18 protein-coding genes are annotated in these 15,696 nt (G+C 62.6%); 8 read left to right on the top strand and 10 right to left on the bottom strand.

The window, feature by feature from the left end; genetic code table 11:
- Window position 1: 1 nt before the first annotated feature.
- On the bottom strand, window positions 2–820 hold the full coding sequence (locus tag Q0L62_RS01965) for a thioesterase family protein (protein WP_296675666.1): 819 nt from the start codon (window positions 818–820) through the stop codon (window positions 2–4).
- A 91-nt stretch (window positions 821–911) separates the two neighbouring features.
- Here Q0L62_RS01965 and Q0L62_RS01960 point away from each other — a divergent pair, with 91 nt between their 5' ends.
- Genes Q0L62_RS01960 through Q0L62_RS01925 form a run of 8 tightly spaced genes read left to right on the top strand, consistent with a single transcriptional unit; the run spans window position 912 to window position 8,115 of the window.
- Complete coding sequence (locus tag Q0L62_RS01960; RefSeq protein ID WP_296675663.1) at window positions 912–2,120, top strand: acyl-CoA dehydrogenase family protein; 1,209 nt, start codon at window positions 912–914, stop codon at window positions 2,118–2,120.
- A 3-nt stretch (window positions 2,121–2,123) separates the two neighbouring features.
- Window positions 2,124–3,131: an acyl-CoA dehydrogenase family protein gene (locus Q0L62_RS01955; protein WP_296675660.1), complete on the top strand. Its 1,008-nt coding sequence runs from the start codon at window positions 2,124–2,126 to the stop codon at window positions 3,129–3,131.
- Between the two features lie 5 nt (window positions 3,132–3,136).
- Window positions 3,137–4,528: a wax ester/triacylglycerol synthase domain-containing protein gene (locus tag Q0L62_RS01950; protein WP_296675657.1), complete on the top strand. Its 1,392-nt coding sequence runs from the start codon at window positions 3,137–3,139 to the stop codon at window positions 4,526–4,528.
- Window positions 4,528–4,815 (top strand): hypothetical protein, encoded by a 288-nt coding sequence (locus Q0L62_RS01945; protein WP_296675654.1) that lies wholly within the window; start codon window positions 4,528–4,530, stop codon window positions 4,813–4,815. The genes Q0L62_RS01950 and Q0L62_RS01945 overlap by 1 nt, the downstream gene beginning before the upstream one ends.
- Window positions 4,816–4,825: 10 nt before the next feature.
- On the top strand, window positions 4,826–6,319 hold the full coding sequence (locus tag Q0L62_RS01940; protein WP_296675651.1) for a class I adenylate-forming enzyme family protein: 1,494 nt from the start codon (window positions 4,826–4,828) through the stop codon (window positions 6,317–6,319).
- Entirely contained in the window at window positions 6,316–6,789 is a 474-nt protein-coding gene (locus Q0L62_RS01935) for a MaoC family dehydratase N-terminal domain-containing protein (RefSeq protein WP_296675648.1), read from the top strand. Before Q0L62_RS01940 ends, Q0L62_RS01935 begins: the two co-directional genes overlap by 4 nt.
- Before the next feature lie 2 nt (window positions 6,790–6,791).
- On the top strand, window positions 6,792–7,193 hold the full coding sequence (locus Q0L62_RS01930; protein WP_296675960.1) for a MaoC/PaaZ C-terminal domain-containing protein: 402 nt from the start codon (window positions 6,792–6,794) through the stop codon (window positions 7,191–7,193).
- Window positions 7,194–7,224: 31 nt separating this feature from the next.
- Entirely contained in the window at window positions 7,225–8,115 is an 891-nt protein-coding gene (locus Q0L62_RS01925; protein WP_296675646.1) for a nitronate monooxygenase, read from the top strand.
- On the opposite strand, the gene Q0L62_RS01920 is transcribed toward Q0L62_RS01925, so the two are convergent.
- From Q0L62_RS01920 to Q0L62_RS01880, 9 genes are read right to left on the bottom strand one after another with little or no spacing between them, the layout of a single operon-like run.
- Window positions 8,112–9,089, bottom strand: coding sequence for an NADPH:quinone oxidoreductase family protein (locus tag Q0L62_RS01920; protein WP_296675643.1), 978 nt, complete (start codon window positions 9,087–9,089; stop codon window positions 8,112–8,114). The two genes, Q0L62_RS01925 and Q0L62_RS01920, sit on opposite strands and share 4 nt — an antisense overlap.
- Before the next feature lies 1 nt (window position 9,090).
- Complete coding sequence (locus Q0L62_RS01915) at window positions 9,091–9,957, bottom strand: SDR family oxidoreductase (RefSeq protein ID WP_296675641.1); 867 nt, start codon at window positions 9,955–9,957, stop codon at window positions 9,091–9,093.
- A complete protein-coding gene (locus Q0L62_RS01910; RefSeq protein ID WP_296675638.1) occupies window positions 9,954–10,691 on the bottom strand; it encodes an enoyl-CoA hydratase-related protein in 738 nt (245 codons plus the stop codon). Before Q0L62_RS01910 ends, Q0L62_RS01915 begins: the two co-directional genes overlap by 4 nt.
- Complete coding sequence (locus tag Q0L62_RS01905; protein WP_296675635.1) at window positions 10,688–11,644, bottom strand: alpha/beta hydrolase; 957 nt, start codon at window positions 11,642–11,644, stop codon at window positions 10,688–10,690. Before Q0L62_RS01905 ends, Q0L62_RS01910 begins: the two co-directional genes overlap by 4 nt.
- A complete protein-coding gene (locus Q0L62_RS01900) occupies window positions 11,641–12,381 on the bottom strand; it encodes an SDR family NAD(P)-dependent oxidoreductase (protein WP_296675633.1) in 741 nt (246 codons plus the stop codon). The genes Q0L62_RS01905 and Q0L62_RS01900 overlap by 4 nt, the downstream gene beginning before the upstream one ends.
- Entirely contained in the window at window positions 12,381–13,661 is a 1,281-nt protein-coding gene (locus Q0L62_RS01895) for an acyl-CoA dehydrogenase family protein (protein ID WP_296675630.1), read from the bottom strand. Before Q0L62_RS01895 ends, Q0L62_RS01900 begins: the two co-directional genes overlap by 1 nt.
- An 11-nt stretch (window positions 13,662–13,672) precedes the next feature.
- The gene (locus Q0L62_RS01890) at window positions 13,673–14,737 is read right to left on the bottom strand and encodes a phosphotransferase family protein (RefSeq protein ID WP_296675628.1); all 1,065 of its coding nucleotides are present in this window, start codon (window positions 14,735–14,737) and stop codon (window positions 13,673–13,675) included.
- Window positions 14,734–15,192 (bottom strand): helix-turn-helix domain-containing protein, encoded by a 459-nt coding sequence (locus Q0L62_RS01885; RefSeq protein WP_296675625.1) that lies wholly within the window; start codon window positions 15,190–15,192, stop codon window positions 14,734–14,736. The genes Q0L62_RS01890 and Q0L62_RS01885 overlap by 4 nt, the downstream gene beginning before the upstream one ends.
- A 31-nt stretch (window positions 15,193–15,223) precedes the next feature.
- A complete protein-coding gene (locus Q0L62_RS01880; protein WP_296675622.1) occupies window positions 15,224–15,658 on the bottom strand; it encodes a nuclear transport factor 2 family protein in 435 nt (144 codons plus the stop codon).
- Window positions 15,659–15,696: the final 38 nt, after the last annotated feature.

Below are 15,696 nucleotides of genomic sequence, written 5' to 3'. Positions count from 1 at the left end.
TTTATCTAGGCGATTGCGGCGAGCTTTCCGACAGGTGCCCGGGTGCGACGAAAATCGTCTGAAAGCCGCGAGCGTAAACACCCTGTTCGTCGGCAAACACATTGCGCGCAGTGCCGTGGCCGTTCCCGGCCATATGGGTTTCGGCATCGAGCAGGAACCAGTTACCCAGCGGCATGCGCAGGAACTGGATCGTGATGTCGAGGTTGGCGTAACTCCATTCACCCGCGTTGGTGGCATTGCCAAAGCCGTTGCCGAAATCCGCGAACAGGCAGGCCTTGACGAAATTCGACGGTGTTTGCCCGCCGATCACTTCACCTTCCATGCTTAGCCACGAAACCCCGCGCCCGGGAATGCCCGGACCGCCGAGCACGCGGCGCAACGTAATCGCGCCAGCCATGCGCGCAGAGCGTGGCCCTTCCTGGACCGGGATTGTTTCCGGGTCGGGATAGTCGTGCGGAACTTCAAAAATCGGAGCGGCCAGGCGCCGGACGCGCAGCACATGCGCCTGCGCCACCGGCTTTGCATCGGCCAGGAGCGTTATGCGGTGGAGCTTGGTCTGACGACCATCGCGCAGTACTTCGCCCGACATGGTCAGCGGCTGGTTGGGCACTTTGCCGAATATGTCGACCTGAAACCGGGCGATCTCAAAATCAACAGCGAGTACGCTATCCTCGGCACCAATCGCGAGCAGGGCGCTGACCGGACCGCCTGCAATTGCCCGCATATCCCACGGGCTGCGGGACAGCGCGGTCGGGGAGTAAGTTTCCCCGTCGGCCTCGTAATATCGAGGCGGCCATGGGTGCTCAGGTGCTTGACTCACGGATGCTCCATCAGCTTGAGATAGTTGACCTAGTAATACAAGTAAGGCATAGCATGGCAAGGCGTGCAAGTGCCGCGTGGGAGTGGATGCGATGGACCTGAGCTATGGAGCAGAGGCCGAGGCCTTCCGCAAGGAAGTCCGCGTGTTCCTGACCGAGAGCTGGCAACCGGGCGAGCGGCGCGGCAGCGAACTCAAGCAGTTCGCCGGCGATTTTCGCCGCAGCGCGATCGATCGCGGTTATCTCTATCGCTCGGTGCCCAAGCGCTATGGTGGCTCCGAGCAGCCCGTCGACGTCATCCGCGCGCAGGTGATTCGCGAAGAGTTCGGTAAGGCTCGCGCGCCGATGGAAGTCGGCGGCAACGGGGTCAACATGACCGTGCCGACCTTGCTCGAAAAGGGCACGGACGAGCAGAAGGACCTGTTCATTCAGCGGACGATCGAAGGGGAATACATCTGGGGGCAGGGCTATTCCGAGCCCGGCTCGGGCAGCGATCTGGCTTCGGTCCGGACAAAGGGTGAATTGTCGCCCGACGGAACCAAGTGGATCATCAACGGCCAGAAAATCTGGACCAGCCAGGGCATGCAATCGACCCACATGTTCATGCTGGTTCGCACCGAGCCCGATGCAGCCAAGCACGATGGAATCACTTATCTACTGATGGACCTCGATCAGCCCGGCGTTACGCGGCGGCCGATCCGGCAGATGACCGGTGAAGAGGGTGCGCACACCTTTTGCGAATTCTTCTTCGACAATGCCGAGGCACCGGTTGCCTGGCAAGTCGGCGAACGTGGGCAGGGCTGGTACGTCAGCCGCACCACGCTCAAGCACGAGCGGGCCAGTATTGGCAGCGCCGATGGGCTAGGCAGCCAATTTCGCAAGCTGGTCGAACTCGCGCAGGAAATGGGCCGGATCGGTGATCCGCTGGTGCGCGACCGTTTGGCCGAAATTGAAGGCCGGGTGCTGTCGCATCGCTACACCAGCTTCCGCCTGTTTTCCTGCGCCGCTGCCGGCGAAGATCCTGGCCGTGTCCATTTGATGATGAAGCTGCTGCTCACTGAAATCGGCCACGACGTCGCGCTTCTGGCGCAGGACCTGATCGGTGAAGCGGGCATGATCGAACCTGCCGGTGCGGGCGGTCGCGGACCCCGGGGGCCGCGCGGGCCGAACAAATGGCTCGATCAGATCATGGGTAGCCTCGGCAATTCGATCGCCGGCGGCGCGAGCAACATCCAGCGCAACATCATTGGTGAGCGCGGACTCGGTTTGCCGCGTGATCTGGCTATGGCTGCGGAGAAATAAGCGGTGCGGTTTCATCTTTCCGAGGAACAGGTTGCGATCCAGGATGCCGTGCGCGGCACACTTGGTGATTGCTGGGGCATGGAGCAGTTGCACAAGTTTGCAGGCGGCGACGACGACTTCGATCCGGCGAGCTGGGAAACGCTGATGTCACTCGGTATCGGCGGACTGGCGCTCCCCGAAAGTGAGGGCGGAGCCGGGCTGGGACTGCTCGATGCTGCGCTGGTGTGCGAGGTCGCTGGCGAAAAGGCCGCGCCGGGTCCGCTGATTGGGCAAATCCTGACCGCGATCGCTGTGGCCAATTGTAGTGACGCTGAAACCCGCAACCTGCTGCCGCGGATCGCCAGCGGCGAGCTGGTGTCAACGCTCGCGCTCGATAGCGATCTCGTGCAGAGTGCGCGAGCGGCGCATCTGTTCCTGACTGACGATGGTGCCGGAGGTTTGCGGCTGATCGAAGCGGGCGACGGAGTGACAATCGAAGCAGTCATCGCCACTGATCGCAGTCGTCCCGTGTCGCGGGTGCAGTTTGGTGACGTTGCAGTGCACCCGATCTGCGCTGCAGGCGATCCCTTGGTCCAGCGAATCCGTGATGCGGCATTGGTGCTGATCGCCGCCGATGCACTTGGCGGAGCGCAGCATTGCACCGATATCTCGGTCGACTATGCCAAGGAACGTACCCAGTTCGGTCAGCCGATCGGGCGGTTCCAGGGGCTCAAGCACCAGCTTGCGCAAATGGCGCTCGATGTCGAACCATCGCGCGCGCTGGTCTGGTACGCGGCATATGCCTGGGATGCCAATCTGCCTGATGCGACGCGGGCAGCAGCGATGGCCAAGGCGCACTTGTGCGAGGTTTATACTCGCACCACCCGCGCCGCGATCGCTTCGCATGGCGGAATTGGCTATACGTGGGAATACGGCCTCAACTACTGGTTCCGCCGCTCGGTCTACGACCGGGCCTGGCTCGCCAGTCCAGCGCAGCACCGCGCGCGTGCGGCAGAGCTTGCCGGTTGGTAACCGTCGTGGCCAATCTCGATCTTGCTCCCGGGGTGCGGAGATTGCGTCCTGACGATCATTTCATGATCCTGTCGGAAACCGACGCTTCGCCGATGCATGTCGGTGCGTTGCTGCTGCTTGAAGTGCCAGAAGCCGATAAGCCCGGAATGCTTGATCGGCTGCGTCGCCACTTTGCCGAACGGCTCCCGGCAACGCCGCTGCTTGCTCAGTTGGTTCTGGCCCCTGACGGCTACGATTCGGACGTTTGGGCCGATCTGGCATGCGCTGACATGACCACGCATCTCGTCCGCGAAATCACCCTGACACCAGACGAAGCGGCGCTGCATGCAGCCGTAGCGAAGCTCAACCTCAAGCGGCTCGATCTGGCCCGGCCGCCGTTCATGGCGCACCTGTTCGATGGACTGCCCGGCGACCGCGCTGCGTTGTACCTGAAGGTGCACCACTCGGTTGCGGACGGCATTGGGTTTCAGGAAGTGTTGCGTTTGTTGAGCGATGAGGTGCCGCAGGCAGCGGTCCGGTCCGCCGACGCTGAACTGCCCGATCCGGCAGATTGGCAAACTCTGTCCGAGGCGTGGTTCATCGCCGAAGAGCCGCTTCGTGGGGCGAAATCGGCGCTGCGCAAGGAGGCGTTGGCTGCACTCGAGGAGTTGACTGACGGACGTGCTGAAACACCGGTGCTGAGGATGAGCGCACCGACCTCGCAGCAGCGCAACTACACCACGCTTAGCCTGCTGCTGGCCAGTTTCAAAGCGACCGCCAAAGCGCTGGATGCCACGATCAACGACCTGTTTCTGGCCTGCGCCGCATCAGCTCTACGCCAGTACCTGATCGAGATCGATGATCTCCCCGCGACGCCGCTAGTGGTCAATTCGGCGCGCAGCTATCGCCGCGACGAGCATGGCAAGTTCGGCAACCGCATTGTCGCGCAACACCCGCACCTCGCCACACACCTCGCTGATCCAATCGAGCGACTCCGGGCAATCCAGGCTTCGATGGCAGCCGAAATGCGCCGGACCGGCCACGACGAGGCGTTGCTCGATGCTCCGGAGAAGCCGTTCGGGGCACGCGATCGCAGGGCGATGTTTACCGAGCGCACTGCGGGCGGGGGGCGCGTGCTCCCAGGCAATGTCACGCTGTCGAACGTCCCCGGGCCGGCTGGACAACGCAGTGTCGCCGGGTACCGTCAGCTGCACAATTACCCCGTCCCGATCATCGGCAGCGGCCGCTTCCTCAATATCACTTCAAGGCGCAGCGGCGATAATCTCGATATGGGGGTGATCGCCGATCCGGAAAAAATTGCAAACGTGGACCGTGTTGCGGCTCTGTTCGAACAGGCCGCACGCGACTATGTCAGCATGGCCAGCGCTGAAACAACGCGACTTGTGGGAGAGAGCTAGTGAAGCCAGGTTCCAGATTGAAGAGCGCCGCCTGCGATACCGAGGCTGTCGTGATCCGCTGCGGTGAGGGCACGGTCCAGTGCGGCGGTGCGCCGATGACCGAAGGCGGCAGCGAAACCGCCGATCTCAGCGGCGATTTTGCGGCGGGATCGATTGTCGGCAAACGCTATGTCGATGAGGCCGGTACCGTCGAACTGCTGTGTGTCAAACCGGGCAAGGGATCGATGGCGCTGGATGGCGTTGCACTGGTGCTCAAGGAAGCCAAGCCGCTTCCCGCCTCGGATTGAAACGGCCTGCATGAACCTTGCACTCTTTCTGGAAATGGCAGCGGGCGCAGCGCCCGACCGGGTTGCGCTGGTCTGCGATGGCAAGCGCTGGACCTATAGCGAGCTTGACGCGGCGGCACACGGCGCCTGCGCGCTGATCCGCGCGAGCGGGGCGAGCCACGTTGCGCTGCTTGACGAATCGAGCGAGGCTGCGGTCATTGCCTTATTCGGGGCAGCACTGGCGGGAGTGCCTTATTGCCCGCTCAATTACCGCCTGCCCGATGCCGATCTGAGTGCGCTGCTGTCGCGGATCACACCGGCTCTGGTTGTCGGCGATGTTTCCCGGCTCGAGCGGCTTTCGGCTGATGCCGGACATACCGTTTATCCGCGGTCTGAATTCACCCTTGCCGCGCTTGAGGCGGTGGCTGGCAGCGAGGTGCCCGACGCGGGCGAGGGGATCGCGATCCAGTTGTTCACCAGCGGCACGACGGCCGCGCCCAAGGCCGCGATCTTGCGCCACGCGAACCTGGTCTCCTATATTCTTGGCACCGTCGATTTCGCTTCTGCCGACGAGGCCGATGCCGCGCTGGTATCGGTGCCGCCCTATCACATCGCCGGAATCGCCGCGCTCGTGTCATCGATCTATGCGCAGCGCCGGATTGTGCTGCTGCCCAGTTTCGCGCCGGAGGACTGGCTCAAACTGGTTGACGCTGAAAAAGTGTCGAATGCGTTTGTCGTGCCGACCATGCTCAGCCGGATTATTCAGGCGATGGACAAAGGTGTGCGCGCCGATGTCTCGTCGCTTCGCGCAATTGCCTATGGCGGCGGCAAGATGCCACTCGAACTTATTCATCATGCTCTCGATTTGTTCGCGGAATGCGGGTTCACCAATGCTTATGGCCTGACCGAAACAAGTTCGACGGTAGCGTTGCTTGGACCCGAAGAGCATCGCCGGGCACATGCAGCAAGCGATCCCGCCCAGCGCGCGCGACTGGCTTCGGTCGGCAAGCCGTTGCCGACCATCGAGCTGGAAATTCGTGACGAGGATGGCCGGGTTCTGCCGGTCGGTCAGGCCGGTGAGATCTACGTTCGCGGTGATCAGGTGTCTGGCGAATACCGCGAACGCAGTGCGCTCGACGCCGACGGCTGGTTCCCGACCCGCGATGCCGGTTATCTCGACGCCGATGGCTACCTGTTCTTGGCGGGCCGGGCCGACGATGTGATTGTGCGCGGGGGCGAGAACATTTCGCCCGGCGAGATCGAAGACGTCCTGCTCGACCACCCCGCCATTACCGACGTCGCTGCAGTCGCGGTCGCGAGCCACGAATGGGGTGAAGCTGTCGGCATCGCGGTAGTAGTTCGCGGCGGCTGCGAGCAGCCCGCTGAGGCTGAACTCCGCGAACTGGTCCGCGCCAGGCTGCGGTCAAGCCGCGTGCCAGAGAAGATCATCTTTGCTCCCAGCCTGCCGTACAATGAAATGGGCAAGCTGCTCCGGCGTGAGATCAAGGCGCTGTTGGCGGGATGACGAAGACCGCTTCTGAACCGGACGTTGCAGCTGCATCAAGCGATGCGGCGAACGCGGCTCTGGCGCGGGCCAAGGCAAGGATCGGGACGGAGTTGCCCGCGGTCCGCTTCGAGATCGACCGCAGCGACTTGCGCCGATATGCGCGGGCTTGCGGCGAAACCTGGCCGGGGTACGTCCAAGGCGACGAAGCGCCGCCAACTTTCATCTCGGCACTTCAAAGCGAGGGCATGGGCGGCGATCTTTTCGAACGCGACGTGCCGTTTAAATCGATGCTGCACAGCGACGATGCGGTCGAACTGGTTGCAGCGATCCGGCCAGGCGACGTCCTGTTCGCCACGTCTTACTACCGTGATGCAGTTCTCAAGCAGAGCCGCCGGGGGCCGATGCTGTTTCAAACCGCCGAAATGCTGCTTCGCGATGAAGCCGGGCAATTGGTCGGACGGGTAGCCTCCAGCTTGGTGAGCTTTTGACCATGCCACAAGCCGATTGCCTGCCCGAGCTGGCGCTAATCATCACCCGGCAGGATCTGGTCCGTTATGCCGGTGCGGCGAATGACTACCTTCCCCAGCACTGGGATCAGGCGATGATGCAGGGGCAGGGATTTGCTGATGTGGTGGTGCATGGCTGGCTGGGCTGTGCTCACTTGCTGCGCGCCGCGACGCTGCACTTTACTCCCGGCGCCTGGGACATGACAGAGTACTCGGTCCGGTATCGGCAGCCTTTGTCGCCTGGTCCGATCGTGTGTGGCGGCACGATTATGGCCATCGACGCGCAGCGATCCACAGTCGACGGGTGGATCAAGGATGCCAGCGGCGCGGTCGTGACGACTGCGGAAATGACATTCGTCCGGCGCTCGGGACCAGATGCTATTTGAACAGCTGACCCTGCCGCTGATGTGCGCACCGATGAGCTTTGCCTCTTCGGTGCCGCTGGCCGCAGCGTGCTGCGAGGCAGGCGTGATCGGCGGCTGGCAAGGCGGCGGTGCCACCCCGGACGAAGAGTTTGCGGCCTATCTCGATCGGCTCGCCGGGATTGGCGGCGCGCCACCGATTGTCAATATTCCAGCCCGCTGGGGTTCCGATCCTGCCCAGGCTCATAGGCTCGATCTGCTGGCCCAGTTCAAAGTTCCGCTGGTGCTGTCGAGCGTCGGCGATCCGGGAGCACTTGCGGAGCGGGTCCACGGCTGGGGCGGGCGACTGGTTCACGATGTCACCACCATGCGGCACGCCGAGAAGGCCTTGGCGGCGGGTGTCGATGGACTGATGCTGACCTGCGCCGGAGCGGGCGGGCACACCGGGTTTCTCTCGCCGATGGCGTTTGTGCCGGCGGTCCGGCGGACCTTCGATGGCTTGCTGATTGTTGCGGGTGCAATTGCCGACACTCACGGTGTTGCTGCGGCGCTCGCCTTGGGCGGCGATATCGCCTGCATGGGTACGCGGTTTATCGCCACACCCGAGTCCGGAGTTGTCGAAGGTCACCGGGCCATGATCCCCAGCGCCGGCGCGGACGACATTGTCGTTTCGGCGGCGATGAACGGAGTAGCGGCGCACTGGATGCGGCAATCGATCGAGCAAGTCGGGCTCGATCCCAAAACCCTCCCATCGACCAAGACCGCCATGCCCGATGGAGTCCGCCCGTGGCGCGACATTTGGAGCGCGGGGCAAAGCGTCGCGCTGATCGACGAAGTCGAGCCGGTCGCTGATTTGGTTTCGCGCTTTGCAAGTGAATTTGCTGCTCTGGTGCCCGGCAACGGTTGGCGGGATCGGCTGGCAAAGATCGAGGCCGCCTGGGCCTAACCCATCGTCAATACGATCCGGCCGGCGCTGGCTCCCGATGCGGCATTGGCCATGGCTTCGCGGAATTGCTCGAACGGATAGCATTTCGCAATCGCCGGACGCAGCACGCCCTGACTGGCGAGACGGAAGATCTCCGCGCGATTGCCAGCCGAACGCGCGGGCTCCAGTTCGCCAAACTGGCGGATATCGACCCCGACCAGACTTGCCCCTTTCAATAGCGGCAAATTGGTTCGCAGCGCAGCGATCCCGCCGGGAAAGCCGATCACCAGATGGCGTCCGCCCCAGCCAAGGCAGCGGAAGGCCGGATCGGTTTCGTCGCCGCCGACCGGATCGAACACCACGTCGACCGGACGACCGGCGCTGGCTTGCTTGACCTGTTCGCGCCAATTTTCAGCGCGCGCTTCAATCACTGCATCGGCACCCGCAGCTAACGCCAGTTCTCGCTTTTGCTCGCTTGAGGCCGAAGCAATTACCTGCGCGCCAAGATGCTTGCCGACCTGCACTGCGGCTTGGCCGGTCGCGCCGCCTGCGCCCAATACCAGCAGCGTTTCGCCGGGCTTGAGCTGGCCGCGATCGACCAGAGCATACCACGCGGTCGCAAAACTGACCGGAAAGACCGCGGCCTCTGCGAAGTCCATGCCAGCAGGCACCGCGTGCAAGGATTGTTCGGGTAAGATGGCCTCTTCTGCAAACAGGCCGCCCCAGCCGCTCATCACCACTTCATCGCCGAGCGCGAAGCGAGCGGTACCTTCACCCAGTTCAGTCACTACCCCCGCCGCCTCGCTGCCCGGGCAGAATGGCAGCGGCGGCTTGACCTGATAACGACCCTCGGCGGTCAGCACATCGACATAGCTGATCCCGGCGGCCTTGATCGCCACCCTGACTTCGCCAGCGCACAAGTTGCGCTGTGGCAACTCGCGCAACTCATAGACCTTGGGAGGGCCGAACTGGTCGGCAATGACGGCGCGCGGCATCTTATTCAGCCCTTTGTATTGCGAGTTCTTCGGCAACAATGCGTTCGACATCGTAACGATCGGTTTCTGCGCTTGCTGGGGCCTGCGCGGCAAAAGCAGCTTCGATATCGGCAAAGCGGCGCTGCGCCGGTGCGAACGAGTTGGGATGGGTGACGATCAGGAAATCGCCGCGACAAGTGCCAGCGATTGCCGCTGCGGCGGCTTCATCGGCGCTCATCCCGCGCGCCTGGACAGCACGCGAAAGCGCCAGTTGGTGCTCTTTAGGTTGTCGCAGGCCCACCGGGCGCGGCGCATCGGCCAGCCCAGTCGCGACCAGGCCGGGGCAGAACACGCTGATCGCAACCTTATCCGGCAATTCGGCGCGCAATACCTCGGCCAAAGCCAGCACCGCCTGTTTGCTCGCGGTGTAAATACCCGCCCCGGTGTGTTGCAGCCCGAGCGAATGTTCAGAAGCGGTGACGCAGATCCGGCCACCCGCAGCTTGATCGAGCAATGCTCGCGCGAAGACCGTAAGCGACGACCACGCGCCGCGCAGGTTGACCCCCATCAGCCAGTCGAACTCTTCAGGTGTCGATTTGATCAGCGGGCCGTTGATGATGGTCCCGGCATTGGCGAAAACCAGATCGATCTGGCCGAGCTGCATTTTGGCGGCTTCAGCCAAAGCTTCGACGCTGGCGTGATCGCTGACATCGCAGTGCAGCGCTGTCGAACCTGGCAGGGTTCCAGCCAAGTCCTGCGTTCGCCTAAAATCGATATCGGCCAGTACCACATGCGCGCCAGCTGCGTGGAGCTGCTCGGCCAGTGCCTTGCCGATTCCCGATGCTGCTCCGGTGACGACGCAGCCCTTGCCGGCCAGTTCGAAACTCATGTGCCGAATTGCCCGCTGACCCGTTCTGCAAAATCGGGGCCGAGGCCGGCACTGGCAAAAACCTCGTGCGCCAATCCGGCGGCGAGCGGCAGGTCGGCCTGCTCGGCATAAAGCCGCTTGTAGGCGAAGACACTGTGGCGGCTTTGGCTGGCGATGGCATCGGCCAGCGCGCGAACTTTGGCATCCAGTTCGGCGTCGGGCACGCAATGGTTGGCAAGGCCGATCTGCGCCGCCTCGGCACCTGACACCGGCAGCCCGGTAAAGCTCATTTCGCGGGCCTTCCATTGCCCGACCCGGCGCGGCAGGCGCTGGCTCATCCCCCAGGCTGGGACCAGCGCGAATTTACCGTGGGTATCGGCAAAGCTGGCGCTTTCGCTGGCGACAATGATGTCTCCCGCGAGGATCAGTTCGAGTCCCCCGGTGAAGCAGCCACCTTGCACCGCGACGATTACCGGTTGGGCCAGTTCGGCGAGGCGGGTGACGATCTTCGCCTGATAGTAGCGGGAGGGCAGTTTGGCCCCGCGCTCTTTGAGATCGTTGCCGGCGCAAAACACCGGTCCCGTTGCACGCAGAATGACCACTCCGATATTGTCGCCGGCTGCCTCGATCGAATCGAGATGTGCCGCCAGCTCGCTCCACAAAGCCAGGTTCAGCGCGTTGCGCTTGTCGGGCCGGTTAAGTGTGAGCGTTACGATTGAATCGTCCCGCTCGAACAAGACAAGGGGCTCGCTCATTGTTGCGGTTCCAGTGAAAGTACACGGGTGATCGCGTTCGAAAGGTCCCGGTGGTAGGCCCGTGTTGGGCTGGCTTGCGGAAACATGTTGAAGCCATGGTAAGCACCGGGATAGCAGTGAAACTCGATCTCCACTCCTGCGCTGGCAAGGCGGCGCGCGTACTCGATGTCTTCATCTAGAAACAGATCGAGTGCCCCGATGCCAATCCAGGTTGGCGGCAATCCGTCGAGGTCATCGGCCAAACTGGGTGAGAACCAGGCTTTGCGATAATCGGTCGGCTCATAGGTACCGCGCAATGCTTCCCAACCGAACTGGTTCGATGCTCTGGTCCAGATGAATTCGCCGGTCGTGCGGTTGCTATAGTGACAGTCGGCTGAACCCGTTCGATGGTCGAGCATCGGATAAGTAAGGATTTGCGCGGCCAGCTTTGGCCCACCTTTGTCGCGCGCCATCAGCGCAACTGCTGCAGCCAGCCCGCCGCCAGCGCTTTCACCGCAGATTGCGATTCTGTCCGGATCGATACCGAGGTCCGCAGCATTTTCTGCCAGCCAGCTAAGCGCCGCCAGACAATCTTCCTGTGGACCCGGAAACGGAGTTTCGGGGGCGAGCCGGTATTCGACCGAAGCAACCGGAATGCCAAGATTGGCAGCGAGGGTCGACGGACCGGCTTGCATGTTCCGGACCGATCCAATCACCATACCGCCGCCGTGAATGTGGAGCAGTGCCGCGCGTCCGGAGTGGCCGGGGTGAGGGTCAAACCAATAGACCTCGAGCGGCCCAGCCGGACCTGCAATAATCCTGACTTGTGCTTCGAGCGGTTGAGCAGGCTGCGCTATCCTAGCAGCAGCCATCGCCGCACGAATAGGCTCCAATGTCGCTTGGGTGAATTCAAACCCTGGGAACATCTCGAGCCCTGGTAGCAAATCTGGGTCGATAAGGTGCTTTGTGCTCATTGCTGCCCTCCATCCACCCGCAGCAAAGCGCCGGTGGTGTAAGATGAGGCCGGGCTGGCCAGCATCAACGCGGCAGTGACGATCTCTTCAGGGTTGCCCGGGCGGCCGAGCGCAACTGGCTGCTTCTCGCGCCGTTTGGGATCCCAGGCATCGGCAATGTCGGTCAGGAACGGTCCGGCGCTGATCGTGTTTACCCGCACCTTGGGGGCATACTCGCGGCTCAGCGAGACTGTCATCGCGTTGAGCGCGGCCTTGGCAGCGCCGTAGGGCACAACGCCGGGCAGCGCCATCAGCGCCCCGGTCGAACTGATGTTGATGATACAGCCGCCGTCACCCTGCGCCATGCGGTGGCCGATCTGGCTGGCGAGCCGGAACGGCCCCTTGAAGTTGAGGTTGAGCACAGAATCGAACAGGCTCTCGCTCAACTCATGGCTGGCGCATGGGGGTGACATCCCGGCGTTGTTGATCAGCACGTCAACCCGTCCGAAATCGGCATAGGCAGCTTCAATCAGTGCATCGCATTCGGCCCAGCGCCCGACATGCGCGGCTAGCGCCAGCGCTTTGCGGCCAAGCGCACGGCATTCATCAGCGACCTTTTCGCAGTTGTCGAGCTTGCGGCTGGCAATGATCACATCGGCGCCGCGCGCCGCAAAAGCCTTGACCATCTGGTAGCCGAGCCCTCGACTGCCGCCGGTAACCAGCACCACCTTGCCGGTGAAATCGAACAACGGATCCATCAACCAAATGCCTCCATGCGCGTCGGGATGTGCTCGCTTGGGAACAACCCGGGCGCTGCCGCGCCGCGCTTGAGCAGTGCTTTGGCGACTTGCGCCTTGTGCACTTCGGTCGGTCCGTCGGCAAGCGCGAGGCTGGCGACTCCGCCCCACCAATCGGCGAGCGGCAGCTCCTGCGTCACGCCCAGACTGCCATGCAGATGGATCGCGCGCTGGATGATGTCGTGATAGACCTTGGCCATCTGGACTTTGCACATGGCAATCAGCGTGCGCGGGGCAATTGCCGGGACGCGCCCGGCTTCGATTTCGTCGATGGTCCAGGCGGTCTTCATCACCAGCATGCGGAATTGCTCGAGCTCGATCCAGCTATCGGCGATCATGCCTTGAACGAACTGATGTTCGGCCAGTCGCTTACCCTGCGTTTGCCGGGAGTTGGCGCGTTCGACCATCATGTCGAGCGCGCGCTGGCACTTGCCGACGGTGCGCATGGCATGGTGGACCCGGCCCCCGCCAAGCCGCGCCTGTGCTACTTTGAAGCCTTCGCCAGGCTGGCCAAGCATGGCATCGAGCGGCACCCGGACCCGGTTATAGCGGATGTAGGCGTGGATCCCTTCGTCGCTATCATGGCTGTCACCCAACACTTTGACATTGCGCAGGATTTCTACTCCCGGCGTAGTAGTGGGAACAATCAGCATGCTCATCCGCCCATGCGGCGGATTCTCCGGATTGGTGACCGCCATCACGATCAGGAATTCGGCGTAGCGGGCATTTGAAGAGAACCACTTCTCGCCCTCGATCACCCATTCGTCACCTTCGCGGGTGGCTTTGCAGATGAATTCTTTGGGATCGGCGCCAGCCTGCGGTTCGGTCATCGAAAAGCATGAGACGATGTCACCGTCCATCAGCGGCTGGAGGTACAGCGCCTTTTGTTCCTCGGTGCCGAACATCGCAAGAATTTCGGCATTGCCGGTATCGGGCGCGGCCGTCCCGAATACCGTTGGTGCCCAATAGGATCGGCCGAGAATCTCATTCATCAGCGCAAGTTTGACCTGCCCAAATCCGGGCCCGCCGAGATGCGGCCCAAGGTGACAGGCCCACAGCCCGCGCGTCTTGACCTCATCTTGCAAGGGCTTGATTGCCGCACGGCTGGCCTGGTTAGCGACATCGTAAGGCGCGCCGTGACCAGGGAAACGAAAATCAAGCGGCTCGACCTTGGTTTTGACGAAGTCCATCATCCAGTCGAGCTGTTGCTGGAAGTCAGGGTCGGTCTGGAAATTCCACATGCTGTGTCTCCTCAGCCGGCCTTGCGGCACAGCTCTTCGGCTTTGGCGAAATTGGTGGTGACGAGCCGGTCGAAAAACCGGCCGGTCGCGCGCGAGAGGATCCCGGCAGCGCTCTGCGCGACCTTGTATTCAAGGATGCAGCCGCCCTTGTAGAGCGCAAGCACGGCGAAGTAGTCGAAACTGGCCAGATCGCGCCCGGTGCCGGCAGCGTAATAGCGGGCAAGCTCCTGCCGGGTGGGGAAGTTGGCAATGTCGTACAAAGCGCCGGGTTCGATCCGCTCGGGATGTTCCTCATCGCGCATCTTGTTGGTGAACCACGCGAGATCGAGCATCGGATCGCCGATGGTCGAAAGCTCCCAATCGATCAGCGCGGTCAATCGGGCGGGGCGGTCGAACGCGAACAAGGCGTTGGGCGTGCCGACATCGCCATGGATAATTCCAGCTCGAAAATCGTCCGGGATGTTCGCGCGCAGCCAGTCGCGCGCGTATGTGAATCCGGGAATGTCGCGATAGGTGTAGCCGTAAAGCTTGGCATAGCTGTTTAGCTGGCCTTCCCAGCGATCGACTTGGCGTTCGAGGTAACCATCGGCCCGGCCAAAATCCTCAAGGCCAACTGCCTTGTAATCGACGTTTGCCAGGGCCACGAGCCCATCGACCATCGCATATGCAACGCCGTATTCGCTGGGCGCGGTATCGAACGGTGCGCGGTTGTAGATCTTCTCGTCGCGCAATTCGGCGGCCCAGCCACTAACCCGCTCCATGACATAGAACGGCACTCCGATAACATCGGGGTCGGAGCATGAACCGTAGCAATAGGGCTTGGGAACCGGGGTGCCGTTGAGCGCCGTCAGCACCCGCGCCTCGCGCAATACGCCCTTTTCGGCACCGGGCGGTGAGACGGCGGGCGGGCGGCGCAGGACCATGTCCTTGCCGCCGCGATTCAACGTCAGGATTACATTGGACGTGCCGCCGTGGAGCTGTTCGACTTCGAGCGGGCCGTCGCCCAGTTCGGGAATGTTGGCGTCAAGCCATGCGGTCAGCTTGGGAATATCAGCGAGTTCGGCTGGGACGGTCATGGCTTGGCCTTTCTGGCGCCGGCATCAAGGTCAGAGCGGATCGCCTCGATCTGGTCGATTGCGGTAGTGAGCTGCTCGGGCGTGACCACTTGGAGCAGTCTGGCCGAGATTGTTTCGGCTTTGCGGTTTGCAACGGCCTGAACGGCACATCCTGCAGCGGTCGGACTTAGCAGGCTGGCGCGCTTGTGATCAGGATTGTCGGTGAACGTGATCAGGCCCTTGTCTTTCAAACGACTGGCGGCGCGCTGGATGACCTGTCGCGGATGGCCCAGTGCGCGGCCGATTTGCGGCACAGTCGGCGCGGCGCGGGCTTCGACCACCGCAGCCAGCACGGTGTGTTCCATGTCGTTCAGGCCGGTTCCCTCGCGCACTGAAGCGAAGGCGCCGCGCAAGCGCCCCTGCAGCCGGGCGAGTGCGTCGAGTAACTGGACTGGGGCAGCATGCGAATCGTTCATGGATCAATGGTGTCAAAATGACACCATGGTGTCAAATAGATTTGCGGCTGGCCATGGCTCGGAATAGCGACCCACCTGCTTGCCAATCGACCCGCACCAATCGCCGCGAAAAGCGCCAGCCGGCCGGAGTGCGCATCAGGCGATCATTGTAAGTGCCCGAATGGTCCGGGCCGATATCGGTGTGGACAGTGAAGTACGAACGTGCCGTGGCGGTATCGCCATCAACCTCGATCAGCGGATTGGTGATGTGGTGGCGCACGAAAGTCAGCGCCGGGTTGCGGGGGTCCGAACCCTCTGACAACGCCGCCGCGATTGACGCTGGACCGGTCGCCGCATTGCCAGGGTATTCCAGCACGCCATCGTCGGCAAAGCAGGCGGCCAGGTCGGTTACCCGGCCGCGATCGCCGTTGTAGGTATAACGCGCGAGTAGGTCGCGGATTGCGTCGCGATCGGCGGCAATCGTCACACTCTCTCTCCTGTATCACCTAGTTATCTATGTCTTGA

It is taken from the genome of Novosphingobium sp. (genome assembly GCF_024642085.1).
In the GTDB taxonomy this organism is placed as follows: domain Bacteria; phylum Pseudomonadota; class Alphaproteobacteria; order Sphingomonadales; family Sphingomonadaceae; genus Novosphingobium.
Note: the sequence above shows the minus strand (reverse complement) of the source record. Positions and strands in the feature narration are given on the sequence as shown.

Coding starts and splice junctions, on each gene's coding strand:
- Q0L62_RS01960 (WP_296675663.1), top strand. CDS start 912: ATGGACCTGAGCTATGGAGCAGAGGCCGAGGCCTTCCGCAAGGAAGTC.
- Q0L62_RS01940 (WP_296675651.1), top strand. CDS start 4,826: ATGAACCTTGCACTCTTTCTGGAAATGGCAGCGGGCGCAGCGCCCGAC.
- Q0L62_RS01935 (WP_296675648.1), top strand. CDS start 6,316: ATGACGAAGACCGCTTCTGAACCGGACGTTGCAGCTGCATCAAGCGAT.
- Q0L62_RS01930 (WP_296675960.1), top strand. CDS start 6,792: ATGCCACAAGCCGATTGCCTGCCCGAGCTGGCGCTAATCATCACCCGG.
- Q0L62_RS01925 (WP_296675646.1), top strand. CDS start 7,225: ATGAGCTTTGCCTCTTCGGTGCCGCTGGCCGCAGCGTGCTGCGAGGCA.
- Q0L62_RS01920 (WP_296675643.1), bottom strand. CDS start 9,089: ATGCCGCGCGCCGTCATTGCCGACCAGTTCGGCCCTCCCAAGGTCTAT.
- Q0L62_RS01915 (WP_296675641.1), bottom strand. CDS start 9,957: ATGAGTTTCGAACTGGCCGGCAAGGGCTGCGTCGTCACCGGAGCAGCA.
- Q0L62_RS01910 (WP_296675638.1), bottom strand. CDS start 10,691: ATGAGCGAGCCCCTTGTCTTGTTCGAGCGGGACGATTCAATCGTAACG.
- Q0L62_RS01905 (WP_296675635.1), bottom strand. CDS start 11,644: ATGAGCACAAAGCACCTTATCGACCCAGATTTGCTACCAGGGCTCGAG.
- Q0L62_RS01900 (WP_296675633.1), bottom strand. CDS start 12,381: ATGGATCCGTTGTTCGATTTCACCGGCAAGGTGGTGCTGGTTACCGGC.
- Q0L62_RS01895 (WP_296675630.1), bottom strand. CDS start 13,661: ATGTGGAATTTCCAGACCGACCCTGACTTCCAGCAACAGCTCGACTGG.
- Q0L62_RS01890 (WP_296675628.1), bottom strand. CDS start 14,737: ATGACCGTCCCAGCCGAACTCGCTGATATTCCCAAGCTGACCGCATGG.
- Q0L62_RS01885 (WP_296675625.1), bottom strand. CDS start 15,192: ATGAACGATTCGCATGCTGCCCCAGTCCAGTTACTCGACGCACTCGCC.